This is a genomic window from Actinoallomurus acanthiterrae (assembly GCF_054775715.1).
The window spans coordinates 9,493,677-9,513,629 of record NZ_BAAHCO010000001.1 but is presented as its reverse complement, the minus strand read 5'-3'; the positions used below and the strand labels follow the sequence as shown (position 1 = coordinate 9,513,629).

Below are 19,953 nucleotides of genomic sequence, written 5' to 3'. Positions count from 1 at the left end.
CGCTCACCTCCGGGAGAGGAATGTCTCCTTGTCGATCCCCCGAATGGACGCGTCCAGGACCTCCGCCGTGTGGGCCACGGGGAGGTCCGCGCCCTGCCTGCGCAGGGCGGTGGTGATCTGCAGGGTGCAGCCGGGGTTCGCGGCGACGAGCAGGTCCGCGCCGGTGGCCGCGACATTCCGCGCCTTCCGGTCGCCCAACTCGCCCGCCGCCTCCGGCCGCAGCAGGTTGTACACCCCGGCGGATCCGCAGCAGATCTCCGGGTCGGCGACCTCCCGGACCTCCAGCCCGGGGATGTCGCCGAGCAGCCGCCGGGGCTGCGCGCGGACGCCCTGGGCGTGGCCGAGGTGGCACGCGTCGTGGTAGGCGACCGCCAGCTCCAGAGGGTGGCGGGTGGCGCGCGGGCCCAGGTCGGCCAGGAACTCCGCGAGGTCCCGCGTCTTCGCCGAGAACGCGGCGGCGCGCTCGGCCCACTCCGGGTCGCCGGCGAACACCGCGCCGTAGTCCTTCATCGCCGACCCGCACCCGGCGGAGTTGACGACGACGACGTCGACGTCCGCGAACGTCTCGATCGTCCGGCGAGCGAACGCCCTGGCCTCCTCGTCCCGTCCGGTGTGCAGCGACAGCGCCCCGCAGCAGCCCTGGCCCTTCGGGAGGACCACGTCGCAGCCCTCCATCGCGAGCACGCGGGCGGTCGCGGCGTTGACGCCGGGGAAGAACTCCCGCTGCACGCACCCGGTGAGCATCCCGACGACGGCGCGGCGCTCACCCTGGGCGGGGACGCGCTCGGGCAGGCGGACGTGCTGGGCGGTCGGCGGCGTCAGGCGTTCCATCGCGGCGAGCGTGGGGGAGACCCGTTCGAGCAGGGGCGTCAGGTTCAGGTTCAGCCGCCGGTACGCGCGCAGCGGCCCGCGCAGCGCCCGCAGCCGCCGCGGATAGGGGAACACCGCGAAGATCGCCTCGCGCAGCAGCCGCTCCCCGCGCGACCGGGGGTGCTCGTCCTCGACCCGGGCCCGTGTCATCTCGATGAGCCGGTCGTACCGGACCCCGGACGGGCACGCCGTCACGCAGGCCATGCAGCCGAGACACCGGTCGAAGTGCTCGACGGTCGACGCGGTCAGCGGGCCGCCGCGCTCGAGCTGGTCCATGAGGTGGATGCGGCCGCGCGGGGAGTCCATCTCCTCGCCCCACAGCACGTACGTCGGACAGGTCGGCAGGCAGAACCCGCAGTGCACGCAGTCGTCCAGCAGCTCCCGGAACTCCTCCATCAGATGCCCCCTGCGAAGCGGCCCGGCGCCAGGCGGTGCCCGGGATCGAACTGGTCCTTGACGCGGCGCATCAGCGGCAGCGCCGGGATCGGTCCCCACCGGTCGAGCCGTACGCCCGCCGGCGCCGTGAGCGCGACGGCGGTGCCGTGGCGGCGCAGCCGCGTGAGCGCGTCGTCCGCGCCGTCGGCGGGCAGGGCCGCGTGCCACACGCCGCGCCCGGCGGAGCCGCGGATCCGCGCCCGGCCGTCCGGCAGCGCGGCGAACAGGTCCGGGAGCGTGGTCGGCAGGGCCCGGACCTCGGCCAGGACCTCCCCGTCGGGGAGCCGCGCCCACCACTCGGGCGGGCTCTCACCGATCCGGCCGCCGATGAGGCTCCGTGCGGCCTCCGCCCGGGGCGGCACCCCGTCGGGCACGCCCTCGAGCAGGACCGCGACGGTGATCGGATCGGGGCCGTCCACCTCGATCGCGGCGGGCACGAGCGTCGAGTGCAGCACGGCCTGGGCCATCTGGAGGGCCTGCGCGGGATCGGCGGCCGTGGCCGAGACGTACGCGGTCGCGCGCGGCAGCGGATGCAGCCGGAACGCCGCCTCGACGATCAGGCCGAGCGTCCCGTACGAGCCGGTGAACAGCTTGCCGAGGTCGTACCCGGCGACGTTCTTGACGACCTTGCCGCCCGCGTGCGCGACGACGCCGTCGGCGCGGACGACGGTGATGCCGATCAGCAGGTCGCGGGCCGAGCCGTACAGCAGCCGGCGCGGCCCGGCGACGCCGGTCGCCAGGACGCCGCCGACGGTGCCGCCCGGCGGCAGGAGGTCGAGGGCGAGCTGCTGTCCCGCGCCCGCAAGGACGTCGCGCAGGCCGTCCAGCGCGAGCCCCGCCTCGGCCTTGACGACGAGGTCCCCGGCGGCGTGCTCGACGATCCCGCTCAGCCGGCGGGTGTCGACGAGCAGGTCGCAGCCGTCCGGCGGCGCGCTCCAGTGCAGCTTGGTGCCCGCGCCGCGCGGCACGACCGTGAGCCCGTGCTCGGCCGCCGTGCGCATCAGGTCGGCCGCCTCGGCGACCGTGGCGGGCGCGGCGACGTACGCCGGCGTGATGCCCTGCACGGCGTCGGCCACCTCGCCCGGGCGGGCCTCGCACGCCTTCGCCAGGGCGTCCAGGGCCGCCATCAGAACAGGTCCGCCTTCCCGCTCTCGACCAGCGGATGCACCCCCGTGCGCCGGCCGGGGACCTCGCCGCACAGCCGGGGCGTGGGGTACACCTTGCCCGGGTTGCACAGCCCCGCCGGGTCGAACGCGCACCGCACCATCTGCATCGTGTCCAGGTCCTCGCCGGTGAACATCCGGGGCATGTGCTTGGCCTTGTCGATCCCCACGCCGTGCTCGCCGGTGATCGAACCGCCGTGTTCGATGCACAGGTCGAGGATCTTCCCCGAGACCTCCTCGGCGCGTTCGCCCGCGCCCGGCTCCGCGCCGTCGAACAGCACGAGCGGATGGAGGTTGCCGTCGCCGGCGTGGAAGACGTTCGCGACGCGCACGCCGTACTCGCGGGAGAGCGCGTCGATCCGCGCGAGGACCTCCGGCAGCGTCGTGCGGGGGATGACGCCGTCCTGCACGATGTAGTCCGGGCTGATCCGCCCGACGGCGGCGAACGCCGACTTGCGGCCCCGCCAGATCAGCCCGCGCTCGGTGTCGTCCGCGGCGACCCGGATCTCGAACGCCTCCCCGCACAGCTCCTTCACCCGGGCGAACTGCGCCTCGACCTCCGAGGCCGGCCCGTCCAGCTCGACGATGAGCACCGCGCCCGCGCCCGGCGGGTAGCCGCAGCGCACGGCCGCCTCGGCCGCCTCGATGGACAGGGCGTCCATCATCTCGATCGCGGCGGGCACGACCCCGGCCGCGATGATCGCAGAGACCGCCTCGCCGGCCCGCTCGATCGTGTCGAACCCGGCCAGCAGCGTCCGCACGGTCTCCGGCAGGCGCGTCAGCCGTACGGTGACCTTGGTGGTGATGCCGAGGGTGCCCTCCGAGCCGACGAACGCGCCGAGCAGGTCGTAACCGGGACCCTCGGTCAGCTCCACGATCTCCCCGTCCGGGGTGACGACCTCGCAGGCCAGGACGTGGTTGACGGTGAAGCCGTACTTCAGGCAGTGGGCGCCGCCGGAGTTCTCCGCGACGTTGCCGCCGATCGAGCACACCTGCTGGCTCGACGGGTCGGGCGCGAAGTAGTAGCCGTACGGCCGCGCGGCCCGGGTCACGTCGAGGTTGATCACCCCGGGTTCGACGACCGCGCGCTGGTTGGCGGCGTCGACCTCCAGGACGCGCCGCATCCTGGAGGTCACGATCAGCACGCCGTCCGTACGGGGGAGCGCGCCGCCGGACAGGCCGGTGCCCGAGCCGCGCGCGACGTACGGCACGCCGTCCGCCGCGCAGGCCCGGACGATCGCCGCGATCTGCTCGGCGGTGTCCGGCAGCACCACGATCCCCGGTGTGGCGCGGTGGTAGGTCAGGCCGTCGCAGTCGTAGGTCGCCAGCTCGGCCGGATCCGTCAGGACGCTCCCCGCGCCGACGATCGTTCCGAGCCGGTCCGCGAGTGGGTCAAGCCGTGCCATACCACCCATACTCACCCTTTTTCCGAAGATCGGCGAGGGTCATGGCATGCGTTCGTACGCCGGGAGGGTGAGGAAGTCGGCGTAGTCGTCGGCGAGCGCCACCTCCTTGAACAGGCTCACCGCCTCGGCGAACCGCTGCTCGTCGAACGCGTCGCCGTACGACTCGCGGATCTTGCCGAGCTCCTCGTCGATGATCCGCTCGACCAGGTCACGGGTGATCTTTGGCCCCTCGGCGAGGTTCACGTCGTTGTGGATCCACTGCCAGATCTGCGAGCGGGAGATCTCGGCGGTCGCGGCGTCCTCCATCAGGTTGAAGATGGCGACCGCGCCGTTGCCGCCGAGCCAGGTGGCGATGTACTGCAGGCCGACGCTGATGTTGCCCCGCAGCCCCGCCTCGGTGATCTCGCCGGGGGTCTTGTCGACGGCGAGCAGGTCCGAGGCCGAGACGGACACGTCCTCGCGGAGCCGGCCGAGCTGGTTCGGCCGGTCGCCGAGGACGCCGTCGAAGATCTCCCGGCAGACCGGGACGAGGTCGGGGTGGGCGACCCAGGAGCCGTCGAAGCCGTCGCCGCTCTCGCGGGTCTTGTCGGCCCGGACCTTCTCGAACGCGGCCTTGTTGACCGCCTCGTCGCGGCGGGACGGGATGAACGCGGCCATGCCGCCGATCGCGTGCGCGCCGCGCTTGTGGCAGGTACGGACGAGCAGCTCGGTGTACGCGCGCATGAACGGCGCCGTCATCGTGATCGCGTTGCGCTCCGGCAGCAGGAACTGCCGCCCGCGGGCGCGGAACTTCTTGATGACGGAGAACAGGTAGTCCCAGCGGCCGGCGTTCAGCCCCGCGGAGTGGTCCCGCAGCTCGTACAGGATCTCCTCCATCTCGAACGCCGCCGGGATCGTCTCGATGAGGACCGTGGCCCGGATCGTGCCGCGCGGGATCTCCAGGAGGTCCTGGGCGAGGTTGAAGGCGTCGTTCCAGAGGCGCGCCTCCAGGTGGCTCTCCATCTTCGGCAGGTAGTAGTACGGTCCCTTGCCCTTGGCGAGTTGCCGCCGCGCGCAGTGGAAGAAGTAGAGGCCGAAGTCGAACAGCGAGCCCGACATGCGCTTGCCGTCGACGAGGAGGTGCTTCTCGTCCAGGTGCCAGCCGCGCGGGCGGACGACGATGGTGGCGAGCTCCTCGTCCGGCCTGAGGCGGTAGGACTTGCCGCCCGTCTCGAAGTCGATCGTGCGGTCGAGGGCGTCGCGGAGGTTGAGCTGGCCGCCGACCATGTTCTCCCACAGCGGCGTGTTGGCGTCCTCGAAGTCGGCCAGCCACACCTTGGCGCCGGAGTTGAGCGCGTTGATGGTCATCTTCCGGTCGGTCGGACCGGTGATCTCGACGCGGCGGTCCTCAAGGCCCGGCGCCGGCGCGGCGACCAGCCAGGTGTCGTCCTGCCGGACATCCGCCGTGTCCGGCAGGAAGTCCAGGGTGCCGCCCCGGGTCAGCTCCTCCTGGCGGTCGGCGCGCTTGCGCAGCAGCTCCTCGCGGCGGGCGCCGCACTCCCGCTGCAGGGCGGCGAGGAAGCCCAGCGCCTCGGGCGTGAGGATCTCGTCGTATCGCTCGTGGACGGGGCCGGTCAGCTCCACGCCGTCAGGTCCGGGCATCGAGGCCACCTTTCGTATGGCGAAATTATTCTTCTGCTTAACGGAAACGATATTAAGCTCGCCGCAGCTCGGTCAACGTGAGCTCGGTCAACGGCGCCGGGGTCTCCCTGCCCGGCGTGCCCTGGGGGCCCCCGTGCCGCCGGGCGCCCAGGGATATCCCTGCCCCGGTGGGGAACGGACACTCAGGACCGGACACGGCCGTGTCCGGAATAAGTAGGTGTGCTCGGGGCCGGGGCATGGCAGCATCAGGGAAGATCCGGCGACGTTCCGGCGTTGACATGGGGGAACATGACGAACTTTCCTTACGAAGAGCCAGAGCAGACGCCGCTGACCGGCGAGCTGGACCTGGAGGACCGCCAGGCGCTGCGGCGCGTGGCCGGCCTGTCGACGGAGCTCAGCGACGTCACCGAGGTCGAATACCGCGCCCTGCGACTGGAGCGCGTGGTCCTCATCGGGGTCTGGACGGACGGCGACGAGGCTCAGGCCGAGAACTCCCTGCGCGAGCTCGCGCTGCTGGCCGAGACCGCCGGATCCGACGTCCTCGAGGGCATGGTCCAGCGGCGTTCCAAGCCCGACCCGGCGACCTACATCGGGTCCGGCAAGGCGGCCGAGCTGCGCGACGTCGTGATCTCCACCGGCGCCGACACCGTGATCTGCGACGGCGAGCTGACCCCGAGCCAGCTCCGCCAGCTGGAGGAGATCGTCCAGGTCAAGGTGATCGACCGGACCGCCCTGATCCTCGACATCTTCGCCCAGCACGCCAGCAGTCGTGAGGGCAAGGCGCAGGTCGAGCTGGCCCAGCTCGACTACCTCCTTCCCCGCCTGCGCGGCTGGGGTGGCAACCTGTCCCGCCAGGTCGGCGGCCGCGCCGCAGGCGGCGTCGGCATCGGCGGCCGTGGCCCCGGTGAGACCAAGATCGAGCTCGACCGGCGGCGGATCCGCTCCCGCATGGCCCGGCTGCGCCGCCAGATCAACGAGATGGGCAAGGCCCGCGACACGAAGCGGTCCCGGCGGCGCGCCCGCCAGGTCCCCTCGGTGGCGATCGCCGGGTACACCAACGCCGGCAAGTCCAGCCTGCTCAACCGCGTCACCGGCGCCGGCGTCCTCGTCGAGAACGCGCTGTTCGCCACCCTGGACCCCACGGTCCGGCGTGCGAGCACGCCGAGCGGCCGGGCGTTCACGATCACCGACACGGTCGGGTTCGTCCGTCACCTGCCGCACCAGCTGGTGGAGGCGTTCCGCTCGACGCTGGAAGAGGTCGCGGACGCCGACCTGATCCTGCACGTCGTCGACGGCTCCGACGCGGCCCCGGAGGCGCAGATCGCCGCGGTCCGCGAGGTGCTGCGCGAGCTCGGCGCGGACGACGTGCCCGAGCTCATCGTGATCAACAAGGCCGATGTGGCCGACACCATCTCCCTGGCCCGGCTGCGGCGCCACGAGCCGCGCAGCGTCGTCGTCTCGGCGCGCACCGGCCAGGGCCTGGACGCCCTCCTCGAGGCGATCGAGGAGCAGCTCCCGCGCGGCGACCACGAGGTGCACGCCCTCGTCCCGTACGAGCGTGGCGACCTCGTGGCCCGGGTGCACGACCTGGGCGAGGTGCTCTCTCAGGAGCACACCGCCGACGGCACGGCCCTGCACGCCCGCGTCCCCGCGAGCGTGGCCAGCGAGCTGGAGCCGTACGTGACCATGCCCGCCTGACCTGACCTGACCTGACCATGGGCCCGGCCGGTGAGGTGAAGCCGTACGTCACCACACGGGCCTGTCAGGTGCACGCGGCGGGCGAGTATTCGGACCGGCGTACGGCCGGCGAGCTGGAGCCGTATCTCACCATGTCCGCCTGACCGTAAGGCCGGACGGCGGGGTCCGAATTCGGGTCTCGCCGTTCGGCGCGCCCGGCCTCTTGTCGATTCCGTTGTTCGGGGCGGCGAGGGGTTGGGAGTGAGGTATCGTCAATGCACCTGTAGCAGTCGTGCCGCTGGGCGGTTTGGGAGTGGTATGTGGCGTGAGGCTGTACAGCGTGGCCTTTCGTGCACTACGGTGACGAAACCGATATCCCCGGGCTCGTTGCTCCAGGTGGTCGGCTGATCACCCCTTATCCGACTTGGGTCCGTCGGCAATGCCGCCGGCGTAATCGAGCGAGAGCAGGTGACCCGCTGCATGGCGTCCGGACACCCTTCACCGGCGCGCGACCGCAGAATCGGGCGGTGACGCGATGACCGTGCGTTTGCTGACGAATATCGGTCGGCTGTGGACCGGCACCGATGTGTGCAGCAACGCCGCCATTCTCGTGCACGACGACCGGATCGTATGGGCCGGTCCCGCCTCGGACCTTCCGCAGAGCGTCCCCGGCGTCATCGACGACATCGTCGATGTCGACCACGTCGAGAACCTCGGTGGCGGCCTGGTCACCCCGGGTCTCATCGACGCGCACTCGCACCCGGTGTACGCCGGTAACCGCTGGGCCGAGCTGGCCATGCGGACGAGCGGTTCGAGCAACAACGAGATCGTCGCGGCGGGCGGCGGAGTGGCCTCCACCGTCACCGTGACCCGTGGCAGCGATCCCTGGACGCTCTGCAACAACGTGCGCGAGCGGCTCCGGCAGTGGATCTGCGCCGGTACGACCACGGTCGAGGCGAAGACCGGATACCACCTCACGCGCGACGGCGAGCTGGCCGACGTCCGGATGCTGCGCTCGCTCGAGGAAGAGCCCTCGATGCCGCGCATCCACGCGACGTTCCTCGCCGCCCACATGCTGCCGCCGGAGTACTTCGGCCGCCGCCGCGACTACATCGAGGCGGTCCGCCTGTGGGCCGGCGACGCGGCCGCGGCGGGCGCCGACAGCATCGACGTCTACTGCGACGAGGGCCACTTCACCGCGGACGAGGCCCGCGTCCTCCTCATGACCGGCCAGCGCGTCGGCCTGAAGGCGCGCCTGCACGCCTGTGCCAACGAGCGGGTCGGCGCCGCCCAGGTCGCGGCGGAGGTCGGCTGCGCCTCGGCCGACCTGCTCACCGAGGCCAACGACGACGACATCAAGGCACTGCACCACGGCGGCGTCGCCGCGACGGTCTGCCCCGGCAGCGCCCTGCACAACGGCCGCACCCCGCCGGTCCGCGCCATGCTCGACCGCGGCGTCACCCTGGCCCTCGGAACCGACCACAACCCCGGCCAGTGCGGCATCACGTCGATGCCGCTCGTGATCGGCCTGTCGGTCGCGATGTTCGGCCTCAGCGTCAACGAGGCGCTCCGCGCGGCGACCCTCGGCGGCGCGGCCGCCCTCCGGGTCTCCGACCGGGGCGCGCTCGTGCCGGGCATGTACGCCGACATCGTGCTGTGGGACGCCGACCACGAGGGCGCGTTCGCCTGGGCCTTCGGTCTCCGCGCGCTGCGCGTCTGGCGCGGCGGCGTCCCGGTCCAGCCGTAAGGTCCCTGACTCGCGCGGCCGGGCAACTCCCCGCGTACGGTGGGTGTTCGGTCCGCGAGTCCGCCGTGCCATCGACGGGTACGGCCGTATCTCCGGTCGCCGGGTCGCGTCGTCCATCCGACCGTGTGGACGGCCCTGCTGCGCTCGCCCCTCCAGCACCGCCTGCTGGCGGCGTGGCCGGATGCCCGTCGCCTTGGGCGACGGCGACCGCCGAGAGGTGGACCACCGATCGAGCCGCCGGCGAACCCAGGGGGCCCGGGACACCCCCGTCCGCGTACGATGCGGCTCCACCGTTTCCCGTCGTTGGAGTCGCCTGTCGTGTCCGAGCGCGTTGATGAGACTGAGGAGATGGCCGAGGCGATCGCCCCCGGACGGCTGGCGGCGTTCAGCGACGGCGTGATCGCGATCGCCGCGACGCTCCTCATCCTCGAGGTGAAGGCCCCGCCCGCCGGGGAAGAAGTGTGGCCGGCACTGCGTCACGAGTGGCCGGCGCTCGCGGCGTACGCCGTGAGCTTCCTCGTCATCGGCATCGCGTGGATCCACCACCACAACATGTTCCACCAGGTGCGGCGGGTCGACCGTGGCCTGCTCTTCCTGAACCTCGGCATGCTGGCCACCCTGGCCTACCTGCCGCTGCCGACCGCGACGCTCGGCAACCACCTCGCCGGCCACGACGCCGCCCCGGCCGCCGTGTTCTATTCGGTGTCGGTCACGGTGACGGCCGTCTGGTTCACCCTGCTGTGGAACCACCTGTGCGCGCGGCCGTACCTGCTGCACCCGGCCGCACGGGAGTTCGCCCGCGAGGCCCGCCGCAGATCGCTGGTCGGGCCGGTGAGCTACTCCCTCGCCGCCCTGCTCGCCTTCGTCAGCCCGGTCGGCTCGCTGCTCCTCAATGCCGCGATCATCCTCTACTTCATCATCGGCCGCCGGTCCCCGACCTCCCGAGTCCAGCGCCCCGCCCCGGTCGCCGACTCAGAGGAGGAAGACGCGGACCCGTCACCCGGCGCTCGCTGATCGGCCCGCCGTTCGCAGTAAGGGAATCGCGCGCGGACATACCCTGAGCGATCGTGATCAATAAGGCGACCTCGGAGACGGCCGGTTCGGGCAAGGCACGCGGAGGCGTCGTTCTGATCGGCGCGTTGCTCGTCGACGCGGTCGGCAACGGGCTCTTCCTCCCCTTGTCCCTGGTGTTCTTCACCCGGCTGACCGATGTGCCGCTGAGCCTCCTCGGCATCCTGATCAGCGTCGCGAACGTCGTCACGCTGCCGGTCCCCGTCTGGGCCGGTGCGCTGGCCGACCGGCTGGGCGCGCTACCGGTGGTCGTCGCCGCCCAGGTCATGCAGGCGCTGGGCTACCTCGCCTACAGCCGGGTCGACGAGCCGGTCGGCATCTTCCTCGCTGCGAGCCTGGTGGCCGTCGGCGCGCGGTTCTTCTGGTCGAGCATCTTCACCGCGGTCGCGGACTACGCCGACGCGAGCACCTCCACCCTGAGCACCGACTCCTGGTTCGCCTGGACCAACACGACCCGCACCGCAGGGCTCGGCGTGGGCGGCTTGATCACCGGTGCCGTCGTGGCGGACGGTCGAGCCGTCGCGTACCGCGCCGTCGCCTACGGCGCGGCCGCCTGCTTCACCGTGGCCGCCGCCGCGATCACCGTCCTCGTTCGCGCACCACGGTTCCGCCACGAGACCGGACAAGCCAGGTCCGGATATGGAACGCTCCTCCGGGACCGCCCGTTCCTCGCGTTGACCGGCATCAACACGGTCCTGGCGATGACGAGCATGATGCTCGGCCTGGGATTGCCCACCTTCGTACTCACGGGCCTGCGAGAGCCGGCGTGGATCACATCCGCGCTCTTCGTGGGTAACACGGTGCTGGTTTCAGTGCTGGCCGCACCCGTCGTCAAACGGCTCGCCGGCTACCGGCGCACCCGAGCCGTCATGACCGCGGCCGCCCTGTGGGCCGTGTGGTGTCTCCTGCTGTCCGGTCTCGTCCCGGGCCGCCACGCCTGGGTGATCCCCGTGCTGGTCGGTTCCACCGCACTGTTCACCCTGGCCGAAGCGCTGCACGCCCCCGTCTCGATCGCACTCGCGACCGCGATGTCTCCCCCTGAGTTCAGGGGGCGCTACATGGCCGCTTACCAATACTCCTTCACCATCGCCGGGATCATCGCGCCGACGTTCTTCGCCACGCTGTTCGACCTCCACCGCGCCCTGCCGTGGGCCGCCCTCGGCGTGATCGACGGCCTCGCCGTCGTCGCCATACGCCTGCTGGAGCCAAGCCTCCCGCTTGGGGTGCAACATGACTCCGCCGCGGCGGCCGGCATCGGTCACGAAGAACCGTCCACGGAGCATTCGGTGTGAGCGGCGCCGGGCGGTCGCGGAGAGCCGTCGACGGACTGTTCGGTGTGAGCGGTGTCGGGCGGTCGCGGAGAACCGTCCCACCGACTATCCGGTGTGAGCGGCGCCGGCGGTCATCGAGAGCCGTCGACGGACTATCCGGCCTCCCGGCATGTCACCTCGTCGCGAATGAGTCGCTGAGGCACCATCATGGTCGCCGAGACCCGGCTGTCACGTCTCGGCGACGGCGACGCGCGGCCTTCCGGGTTCAGCCGTTTATGTCGTCTATCGCCCTACACTCCCGGTATGGCAGCAGCGGTCGCGGTCGTCACTGATTCCACCGCTTATCTCCCTGAGGAACTGGTCGGGGCGCATGGCGTCACCGTCGTGCCGTTGCAGGTCGGAGTCGGCGGGGAGACGTTCGAGGAGGGCCGGGGCCGTACGGCAGCCGAGGCCGCCCACGGGTTCCGCGACTGGCGGCCGGTCACGACGTCCCGGCCGTCGCCGGAGAGCTTCGCGGACGCCTTCCGCAAGGCGGCGGAGTCGGGGGCCTCCGGGGTGGTGTCCGTCCACCTGTCCGCGGAGATGTCGGGCACCGTCGAGTCGGCGCGGCTGGCCGCCAAGGAGGCGCCGATCCCGGTTCGCGTGGTGGACAGCCGATCGCTCGGCATGGGGCTCGGCTTCTCCGTCCTGGCCGCCGCCCGGGCTGCGGTCGCCGGCGGCGACCTCGACGCCGTGGCCGACGCCGCCGTACGCCGGATCCGGGCGACCCGCTCGTTGTTCTATGTCGACACGCTCGAGCATCTGCGTCGGGGCGGCCGGATCGGCGCGGCGGCGACCCTCCTGGGCTCCGCACTGATGATCAAGCCGCTGCTGCGCATCACCGATGGGCGCATCGCGCCGCTCGAGAAGGTCCGCACCACCTCGCGAGCGCTCGCCAGGCTGGAGGAACTGGCCGTCGAACTCGCCGGCGACCGCCCCGTCGACGCCGCCGTCCAGCACCTGGCCGCGCCCGTACGGGCCGCCGCCCTCGCCGGTCACCTGCGGGAACGCATCCCCCACCTGCACGACCTGCACGTCGGGGAGGTCGGGCCGGTGATCGGGGCGCATGTCGGCCCGGGAATGCTCGGCGTGGTCGTGTCCCGCCGGGAGCAATGAGTCATCCGCGATCGGTGGTGGCGGCGTCGCATGCCGTCATGGCGCGGGCAGCGGCACGAACTTCGTCGCGGCGAACGGCGGTGGGATGTGCGGCCGCGGAATCGGGGGCATGCGGTTCTGTGGAGTCCGGATGGTGTTTGAGGCGATAATCGGCAGTCGGGTGAATATAAAGGGGGATGCCGTGGAGGGCTTCGGGGATTTCGCCAATATCGATGTCGACAAGCTGCTCAGCGGGGCGCATGAACGAATGGCGCGCGTCCAGGAGATGCAGGAGCAGTTGGCCGACCTCGTTGGGCAGGCGGAGGGAGCCGACGGACGCGTCAAGGCGACGTACACCATGGCCGGCGGGCTGACCGATCTCGACATCGATCCACGGGCCATGCGCATGGGATCCAAGGATCTCGCGGCCACCATCAAGGCGACGGTCCACGAGGCGGCGCAGGACCTGCAGCGTCAGGTCGCGGAGGCCATGAGCGGGGTCTTCGGCGAGGCGGACAATCCGATGAAGCTCGTCGGTGACCGGGACGCCGCCGTCGCCAAGATGAAGGAGGCGCAGGCCGCCTACGACCGTACGATGCAGGATGTCATGGGCGAGCTCGACGCCGTCCGTAAACGTCTCGGCCTGTGAGCACCCGCCCAGCGCCGGGCAGGACGACCTGCCTGGCGCTGGGCCTGGCCGGAGATCAGCTCGTCTGGGGCATCTGCACGTTCGGGGTCGCCGGCATGAGAGTCGCCTGCTGGAAGTTGACCGGGCCGCTCCCCGTCGGGTTCATCGCCTTGTGCTGGGAGTACATGTAGACCGCCATGCCGCCGCCGATGATGCCGGCGATCGACATCAGGGCGGTCTTCAGGCTGATGCAGGAAGCGGACAGGATGGTGTCGCAGACCCCGGCGACGGCGTTGCCCGCGGCCTCCAGCGCGGCCCCGCCGATGATGGTCCACGCGGTCGCCAGGATGCTGGTCGCCCACACCGCCAGGAGCGTCCCGATGGCGAAGGCGAGCGTCGCGAACGCGAAGAACGCGTATCCGGCGATCTTCAGCATCCCGCCGACGCTATCGGTGAACTGGTGAACCTTCGCCAGCTCCTCTTTGTACTTGTCCAGCGCCGTCTGGAACGACTCGCGGCCGCCCTCCTGCCACTTGTCCGCGGGCACCCCCTTGGCCAGCTCGTCCAACTTCGTGCCGACCTGCTCGAGCTGATGCGCGGTCGTCTTCCAGTCGGTGCCCGCGTTGTCCATCTGACCGGGATCGGAGTACGCCAGGCCCATCTCGATGACCGCTGGGTAGGCGCCAGGGATCACGCATGCGGCGTACATCGTCTCCGCGATGGCCGCCATGCACATCCACTTGCCCGCTTCCAACATGCTCATGTCGTCGCTCTCCTCATGTGACCGAGCCTGCCGTCACTATTGCGTCTGGACGGTGCTGGCGTTCTCGCCGTCCTGCCACGTCTTGGCGTTCGTGCCGAGAGTCTGCTGCCAGCTCGTGAGCATGGACCGGCCCTGCTGCGCGTAGCCGGCCGCGCTGTTCCGTACGGAGTTGTGCGCCATGTTCAGCGGAAAACCGAGCACGCCGAACGCCGGCCAGCTCACGTTGATGTTGGACGCCTTCTCGTGAGCGGTGTCCATCGTCCCGCCCGCCTCGCGGTCGATGTCGTCGCCGAGCTTCTTGATCGCCTGAGGATCGCCGTTGCGCTGCCCGCCGCCCGCGCCTTTCGGCGGCTGTTGAGTGGTCGGATAACCGCCCCCACCGCCTGAAGGGCCACCGCCCCCCGATGGACCGCCGCCGCCCCCTGAAGGGCTGCCGCCTCCGGCCGACGGCATCTTCGGCGAGGAGGCCTTGTCGCCGTCCTTGCCCTTACCGTCCTGGCCTGTCCCGTCCTTGCCGTTCGGGTCGGCTCCGGGTGCCTTGCCCTTACCGTCCTTCGACGTACCGTCACCCGGCTTGGCCTTGTCGACCTTGACCTTCACGTCTCCGTGCTTGCCGCGCGACAGGTCGATCGTGACGTGCTTGCCGGGATCGACGTGGACGCGGATGTCGTGCGGGTTGTGCGGACCCTTGCGGACCAGGATGTCGAGGCTGCCGTCGGGGTTCTTGGTGGTGACGACCTGGGGTGCGTGCTTCCCGAATCCATGCTCGGAGACGTCCGCCTCGGCGGCGTGCGCGCCCTCACCTTTGATGTGCTGCGGTTGCTGGTCCTGTCCCTTGCCGGAAGGGTGGCCGTCCTTGCCGGTGCCGGGCGTGGCGTCCTTGCCGGTCGAACCGCCACCGTGGTGAGCGTGTTCGGCTCCCGGCCGACCGTCGCTCTGCTGGCCGTGCCCCTTCTCGGGGGCGCCCCCGTGCTGTCCCGTGCCGCCCGCGTCCGATGCGGTGCCGGGATGGGACACCTTTGCGGAGCCATCGGCCAGGACGTCGACGTTCAGGCCGTCGTCACCGGCGGCGACCTCGTGCCCGTCGACGAACACCTGTGCGTCGGAGTCGGACGGCAGCTGGCCCTTTCCGGCGTCCGTCCCGCTCGGGACCGTGTATCGGTCGGGCGCCGTGGTGTTCTGGGCGCCTCCCTGGGAGGTCGCCCAGGAGGGATCCGCGGATTCGATATTGGAGCCCGCGCCCGCATTGGAGCTCGCGCCCGCCGTCCAGTCGGATGAGCCGTTCAACAGCATGTCGATGCGGTTCTCGCTCATCAGACTCCGATCGCAGGTCAAATGTCGCTAATGCCGGAATTAGACCACAGGATGAGATCTCCGGTTCCCCGGCTGACGTACTCTTCATGACTCATGTTCGCGGAGTCGTCAACGGCATCGGTCACAGATCGTCCGATGAGGCCTGCATGACTCCTCGGCATCGTCCAGGCCCGTTATCGCCCACTCAGCCCGGTCCGCATGGCCGTCCTTTCGCCGCTCGCGGGGAGTTATCCACAGTCCGCATCGGATCGGTCGCGGTGGGTCATCGTTCCGTTAGCGTCGGACGCATGTCCGGCTCCGATGGCAGCGCCTTTGATCGACTACGTGACGTCTTCCGTCCGCCGCAGTCGTTCGGGTCCGACGACGCGGATCCGCAACCGCCGGGAGCGGTGTTACGGGCCTCGCCCCAGGATCCCGGGCGGCGGGTGCGGCTCGACCCGGGCGTCCCGGGCATCCGTGTGCTGGCGGTCGTCGGTCTCGTCGCGGCGCTCGTGGCGGGTGCGTACCTCTGGTGGTCACGTCCGGAGCCCCGGTCGGCCGCCCCACCGGTCGTCGTCAGTCCCGCCGCGCACCGGACCGTCCCAATGGACGCGTCGGCGCCGAGCCCCGCCATGCCGACCGTGGCCGCCACGCCGACCTCCTCCTCCTCGTCGTCGCCGGTGCTGATCGACGTCGCCGGGAAGGTACGGCATCCGGGCGTGGTGAGCCTGCCCGCCGGTGCCCGGGTCATCGATGCGATCAAGGCGGCCGGAGGGGTCCGGCCCGGAGCCGAGACGGGCACGCTCAATCTGGCCCGCCGCGTCGTGGACGGTGAGCAGATCCTCGTCGGAGTGGACGTCCCACCCGCGCCCGCCGCCCCACCCGGCGCCACGGCTCCGAGCGGCACGCCGGTCGACCTCAACACCGCCAGTGCCGCCCAACTCGACCAGCTCCCCGGCGTGGGCCCTGTGCTGGCCCAGCGCATCGTCGACTACCGCACCCAGCACGGACCGTTCCGTTCGGTCGAGGAGCTGCGTCAGGTGTCCGGCATCGGAGCCGCCAAGTTCGGCGACCTCAAAGGACTGGTGATCGTATGAGCGCTCTGTCACGGGCGGTTCACCGGCCCTTTCCGAACCGCGGGAGCGAGCCGCCGGTCGCGTGCGGGCAGCCCGCGGCCCGGCGGGGCGGTGCGGCTATGCCGCCGATGGGCGCCCCGGTGCCGGGGAACGGCGGAGCAGCCGGGGGCGTACCGCGGACGGTCGGCGGCGTGCCGAAAGCGGCCGGGGCGGTCGAGGGCCTGGTGCCGCAGAAGCGGTCGGAAGTCCGGTGCCGCGGAGCGGCGGTGCGGCGGGGTGGTGGTGCGGCGGGGTGGCGGGGTGGCGAGGTGGCGGGTGGCGGGGCGGTTCAGGGGCACCGGCGCCGGAGAACGAGAGGGAGGTCGCGGTGGGCCATCGACGAGCGGCCGGGCGCCCGAGGAACGGCCAAGCGGTGGGGTGCGCCGTCGACGGGGGCGGACGGCGGAATCGTCAGCGAACGGTGGGTCGGCCGAGGAACGCATGCCAGGGAAACGGGGCGTCGAGGGCGGGTGCTGCGGAGCGGTGGGGGCGTGCCGCCGGCAGGTGGCGGTGTCGGGGGAAAGGCGGAGCGGTGGAGGCCCGGGCGCGGGGAGGCGGTGAGGCGGCCGGAGGTGGGGCGTCCGCAGGGGAGCGCGGTACCGGAGAACGGTCGGTCGGGGTCCGATGTCGGGAAATGGTGGGGCGGCCGGAGGTGCCAATGCCGAATGCCGAATGCCGGGTGTCGGATGCCGGGCGAGAGTGGAGGAGCGGTGGAGGGCCGGGTGCTGGGAGGCGGTGGGGCGGCCGGAGGCGGGTCGCCCGTTGGGGACGCGATGCCGGGGAATGGTGGGGCGGTCGGGGGCCCGGCACCGAGGGACGGCGAGGAGGCCGGGAGCGGTCCGCCGACAGGCGGCGGTCATGACCTGCGGCTGGTCGGCCCGGCGGCCGGTACCTGGCTGGCTGCCCTGCTGTTACTCGGGACCGACGCTGCCGTGGCGTACACGACCGCGGCGGTCGCGGCTCTCGGGACGGTGTTCCTGGCGGCCATCTCGGTCCGAGACCAGACCTCCCACATCGGCGGCGTCTTGGCCAGGGTCCGGTTGGCCAGAGGCAGGTTGACAAGGGCCCGGTTGGTCAGAGGTCGCTTGAGCCGGGGAGGGGCGATCGCGGGCCGGCTGGTGACGGGTGGTTCGACGGTGGGACGGGCGGTGACGGGTGGGTCGGTGGCAGGTCAGGCGGTCACGGATGGGTCGGCGGCGGGGCGGTCGGTCACGGGTGGGGCGACAGAGGGGCGGTCGGTCAGCGGCATGTCGGCCGATGACCTGTCGGCCGATTACCTGCCGCCGGGGGACATGTCGGCTGGGGATCTGCCGGCCGATTACCTGCCGGCCGGGAGCCGCTCGGCCTTCGATCGTGTGGCCTTTCGGCGGGTCATGGCGGGCGCGTTGGTGTGCGTCGCGGCGTCGGCGGCGGGGGTCGGGTTCCGGCTGACGGCGGTGGGGTCCGGGCCGGTCCGAGCACTGGCGGTGCGGGAGGCCATGGTGAGCCTCGACGCGGTGGTGACCGGCGACCCGGTGGTGTCGGTGAAGGCGAGGTCGGCGCGTCGGCGCACGACCGTTCTGGTGCCGGTGCGGGTGGAGGAGGTGGAGCGGCGGCGGGTCCGGGTGCCCGTTCTCCTGCTCGCCGGCGACAAGGCATGGAAACCGCTGGTGCCGAGCCAGCACGTCCGCCTCACCGCGCGGCTCGTCGTCCCGCGTCGCGGTGAACTGCTCGCGGCCGTCGGCCTGGTTCGCGGGCCGCCGACGGTCGTCGGCGGGCCGTCGCTCCCGCAGCGGTGGGCGAGCGTCATCCGATCACGGCTGCGGGCGGCGGTGGGCCGGCTCCCGGCCGACCAGCGGGGTGTTCTGCCCGGTCTGGTGGACGGTGACACGTCGCTCCTCGACCCTGAGCTCGCCGACGCGTTCGAGAGGGCCGGGCTCACCCATCTCATGGCGGTCAGCGGCGAGAATCTCTCCCTGCTGATCGGCGCCGTCCTGATGGTGGGCCGCCTCACGGGGCTGGGCCGTCGCGCCCTTCCGCTGTTCGCCGGGGCGACGGTCTTCGGGTTCGTCCTCGTCGCACGACCGTCGCCGAGCGTCCTTCGCGCGGCCGTCATGGGCTCCGTCGCCCTGCTCGCCGTCGTGACCGGCCGGGAGCGCCGTGGGGTTCCGGCGCTCTGCGCGGCCGTTCTCGTGCTGGTCCTGCTCGATCCGGGGCTCGCCCGTTCGTACGGCTTCGCGCTGTCGGCGCTGGCGACCGCCGGCATTCTCACGCTCGCGCCCTCGTGGCGGCGGAGTCTGGCCCGGCGGCTGCCCGGGAGCGTGCCCGGGCGTGTACCTCGCCGCGTGGCCGCGATGCTGGCTGAGCCACTGGCGGTGTCCGCCGCGGCGCACGTCGCCTGCGCGCCGGTGCTCGTCCTGCTCGACGGAGAGGTGAGCCTCGTCGCCGTGCCGGCCAATCTCCTGGCCGCCCCGGCGGTTGGGCCCGCGACTCTGCTCGGTGTGCTGGCCGCCGCCGTCGCGCCGATGTCCCTGCCCATCGCCCGGCTGATCGTCGTACCGGCAGGGCTGGCGGTCGGCTGGATCGCAGGCGTCGCACGGGTGTGCGCCCGCGCGCCGTACGCCGCGGTCGGCTGGCCCTCCGGGACCTTCGGGGCGGCGCTGCTGGCGGTGGTGTTCATCGTCGGCGCGCTCACACTCCGCCGGCCGGGGGCGCGCAGGGTCGTCGCCGCCGCGATGGCCGGGGTCGCCGTCGTGGCCTTGATCGTCCACGTCTGGGCACCTGGCTGGCCGCCACGCGGCTGGCGGTTCGTGGCGTGCGATGTCGGCCAGGGCGATGGGCTCGTGCTGGCGGCGGGGCCCGGCCGGGCGGTGGTCATCGACACCGGGCCCGCACCACGGCCGATCGACCGCTGCCTGAGCGACCTTCGGATCCGCGCCGTGCCGTTGCTCGTGCTGACCCACCCGCACGCCGACCACGTGGACGGCGTGCGTGGTGTCCTGCGCGGGCGCGCGGTCGGCGAGACCGTGATCAGTCCGGACAGCGAGGGGGAGGAGCGTCGTCTGCTCGCCGGGAGGCGGGTCCGCCCGGCGGGCGTCGGTGACGTCTGGACGGTCGGGCCGCTGACGCTCGGCGTCATCGGCCCCCTGACCACCCTGCGCGTGTCGACCCGCGACCCCGGAACGCTGGTCAACGACGCCAGCGTGGTGCTCCTCGCCCGCTGGCCGGGCCTGAGCGTGCTCCTCTGCGGAGACGTCGAGATCGAGGCACAGCGGAGACTGCTGGCCGCCGGGACGCCGCACGCCGATGTATTGAAGGTCCCGCATCACGGATCGTCCCATCAGGACCCCGGCTTCCTGGGCGCCGCGCACGCGCGCATCGCCGTCACATCGGTCGGGGTCGACAACGATTATGGTCATCCTGCACCCGCGACGATGGCCCTGCTTGCACGCCTCGGCCTGCGCAGCTACCGCACGGACCGCGACGGCGACATCGCCGTCATCGGCTCCCGCGACGGCCCCACGGTCGTCACCCGGCGACCGGGATCCGGATGACGAGATCACGCGGCTCTATGTCCTGCCGTGTGAGGAGCGTGCGGCCGTTCCCGGAAGACCGGGCGCCACCGCCGAGTCCACGCCGGTCGGCGTGCGCGCGCCAGCGGCCCGCTGCCGACAAGTCATGTGCACGTCGTCGGCGGTCGGCTTCACCGAGCCGCCCGCAGGTCCGGTGGTGGCGGGTGTCGCCGAGCTGCGTGCACGTG

General features: G+C 71.9%; 14 protein-coding genes. 8 read left to right on the top strand and 6 right to left on the bottom strand.

Features of this window, described 5'->3' with window-relative positions:
• Positions 1–3: 3 nt before the first annotated feature.
• The 4 genes from glcF to aceB are packed head-to-tail and all read right to left on the bottom strand — an operon-like array spanning position 4 to position 5,515.
• The gene (glcF, locus tag ACYVF7_RS44810) at positions 4–1,266 is read right to left on the bottom strand and encodes a glycolate oxidase subunit GlcF (protein WP_460352061.1); all 1,263 of its coding nucleotides are present in this window, start codon (positions 1,264–1,266) and stop codon (positions 4–6) included.
• The gene (locus ACYVF7_RS44805) at positions 1,266–2,432 is read right to left on the bottom strand and encodes an FAD-binding oxidoreductase (RefSeq protein ID WP_460352060.1); all 1,167 of its coding nucleotides are present in this window, start codon (positions 2,430–2,432) and stop codon (positions 1,266–1,268) included. Before ACYVF7_RS44805 ends, glcF begins: the two co-directional genes overlap by 1 nt.
• Positions 2,432–3,874: an FAD-linked oxidase C-terminal domain-containing protein gene (locus ACYVF7_RS44800; protein ID WP_460352059.1), complete on the bottom strand. Its 1,443-nt coding sequence runs from the start codon at positions 3,872–3,874 to the stop codon at positions 2,432–2,434. Before ACYVF7_RS44800 ends, ACYVF7_RS44805 begins: the two co-directional genes overlap by 1 nt.
• Positions 3,875–3,913: 39 nt before the next feature.
• The gene (gene aceB, locus ACYVF7_RS44795) at positions 3,914–5,515 is read right to left on the bottom strand and encodes a malate synthase A (RefSeq protein ID WP_460352058.1); all 1,602 of its coding nucleotides are present in this window, start codon (positions 5,513–5,515) and stop codon (positions 3,914–3,916) included.
• A gap of 288 nt (positions 5,516–5,803) precedes the next feature.
• Here aceB and hflX point away from each other — a divergent pair, with 288 nt between their 5' ends.
• From hflX to ACYVF7_RS44765, 6 genes are all read left to right on the top strand, one after another.
• Entirely contained in the window at positions 5,804–7,213 is a 1,410-nt protein-coding gene (gene hflX, locus ACYVF7_RS44790) for a GTPase HflX (RefSeq protein ID WP_460352057.1), read from the top strand.
• A gap of 514 nt (positions 7,214–7,727) precedes the next feature.
• Positions 7,728–8,939 (top strand): imidazolonepropionase, encoded by a 1,212-nt coding sequence (gene hutI, locus ACYVF7_RS44785; RefSeq protein WP_460352056.1) that lies wholly within the window; start codon positions 7,728–7,730, stop codon positions 8,937–8,939.
• 318 nt (positions 8,940–9,257) lie between these two features.
• Positions 9,258–9,953 carry a TMEM175 family protein gene (locus ACYVF7_RS44780; protein WP_460352055.1) on the top strand — a complete coding sequence of 232 codons (696 nt, stop codon included), beginning with the start codon at positions 9,258–9,260 and terminating at the stop codon, positions 9,951–9,953.
• 53 nt (positions 9,954–10,006) lie between these two features.
• On the top strand, positions 10,007–11,302 hold the full coding sequence (locus tag ACYVF7_RS44775) for an MFS transporter (protein ID WP_460352054.1): 1,296 nt from the start codon (positions 10,007–10,009) through the stop codon (positions 11,300–11,302).
• A 282-nt stretch (positions 11,303–11,584) separates the two neighbouring features.
• On the top strand, positions 11,585–12,436 hold the full coding sequence (locus ACYVF7_RS44770; protein WP_460352053.1) for a DegV family protein: 852 nt from the start codon (positions 11,585–11,587) through the stop codon (positions 12,434–12,436).
• Between the two features lie 130 nt (positions 12,437–12,566).
• Positions 12,567–13,064: a YbaB/EbfC family nucleoid-associated protein gene (locus ACYVF7_RS44765; protein WP_460352052.1), complete on the top strand. Its 498-nt coding sequence runs from the start codon at positions 12,567–12,569 to the stop codon at positions 13,062–13,064.
• A 55-nt stretch (positions 13,065–13,119) separates the two neighbouring features.
• Here the strand turns inward: ACYVF7_RS44765 and ACYVF7_RS44760 are convergent, their stop codons facing one another.
• A complete protein-coding gene (locus ACYVF7_RS44760) occupies positions 13,120–13,806 on the bottom strand; it encodes a WXG100 family type VII secretion target (protein WP_460352051.1) in 687 nt (228 codons plus the stop codon).
• A gap of 36 nt (positions 13,807–13,842) precedes the next feature.
• Entirely contained in the window at positions 13,843–15,120 is a 1,278-nt protein-coding gene (locus ACYVF7_RS44755) for a hypothetical protein (protein ID WP_460352050.1), read from the bottom strand.
• A gap of 287 nt (positions 15,121–15,407) precedes the next feature.
• On the opposite strand from ACYVF7_RS44755, the gene ACYVF7_RS44750 reads away from it, so the two are divergent.
• Positions 15,408–16,196 (top strand): helix-hairpin-helix domain-containing protein, encoded by a 789-nt coding sequence (locus ACYVF7_RS44750; RefSeq protein WP_460352049.1) that lies wholly within the window; start codon positions 15,408–15,410, stop codon positions 16,194–16,196.
• Positions 16,197–17,461: 1,265 nt separating this feature from the next.
• Positions 17,462–19,747, top strand: coding sequence for a ComEC/Rec2 family competence protein (locus ACYVF7_RS44745; protein WP_460352048.1), 2,286 nt, complete (start codon positions 17,462–17,464; stop codon positions 19,745–19,747).
• Positions 19,748–19,953: the final 206 nt, after the last annotated feature.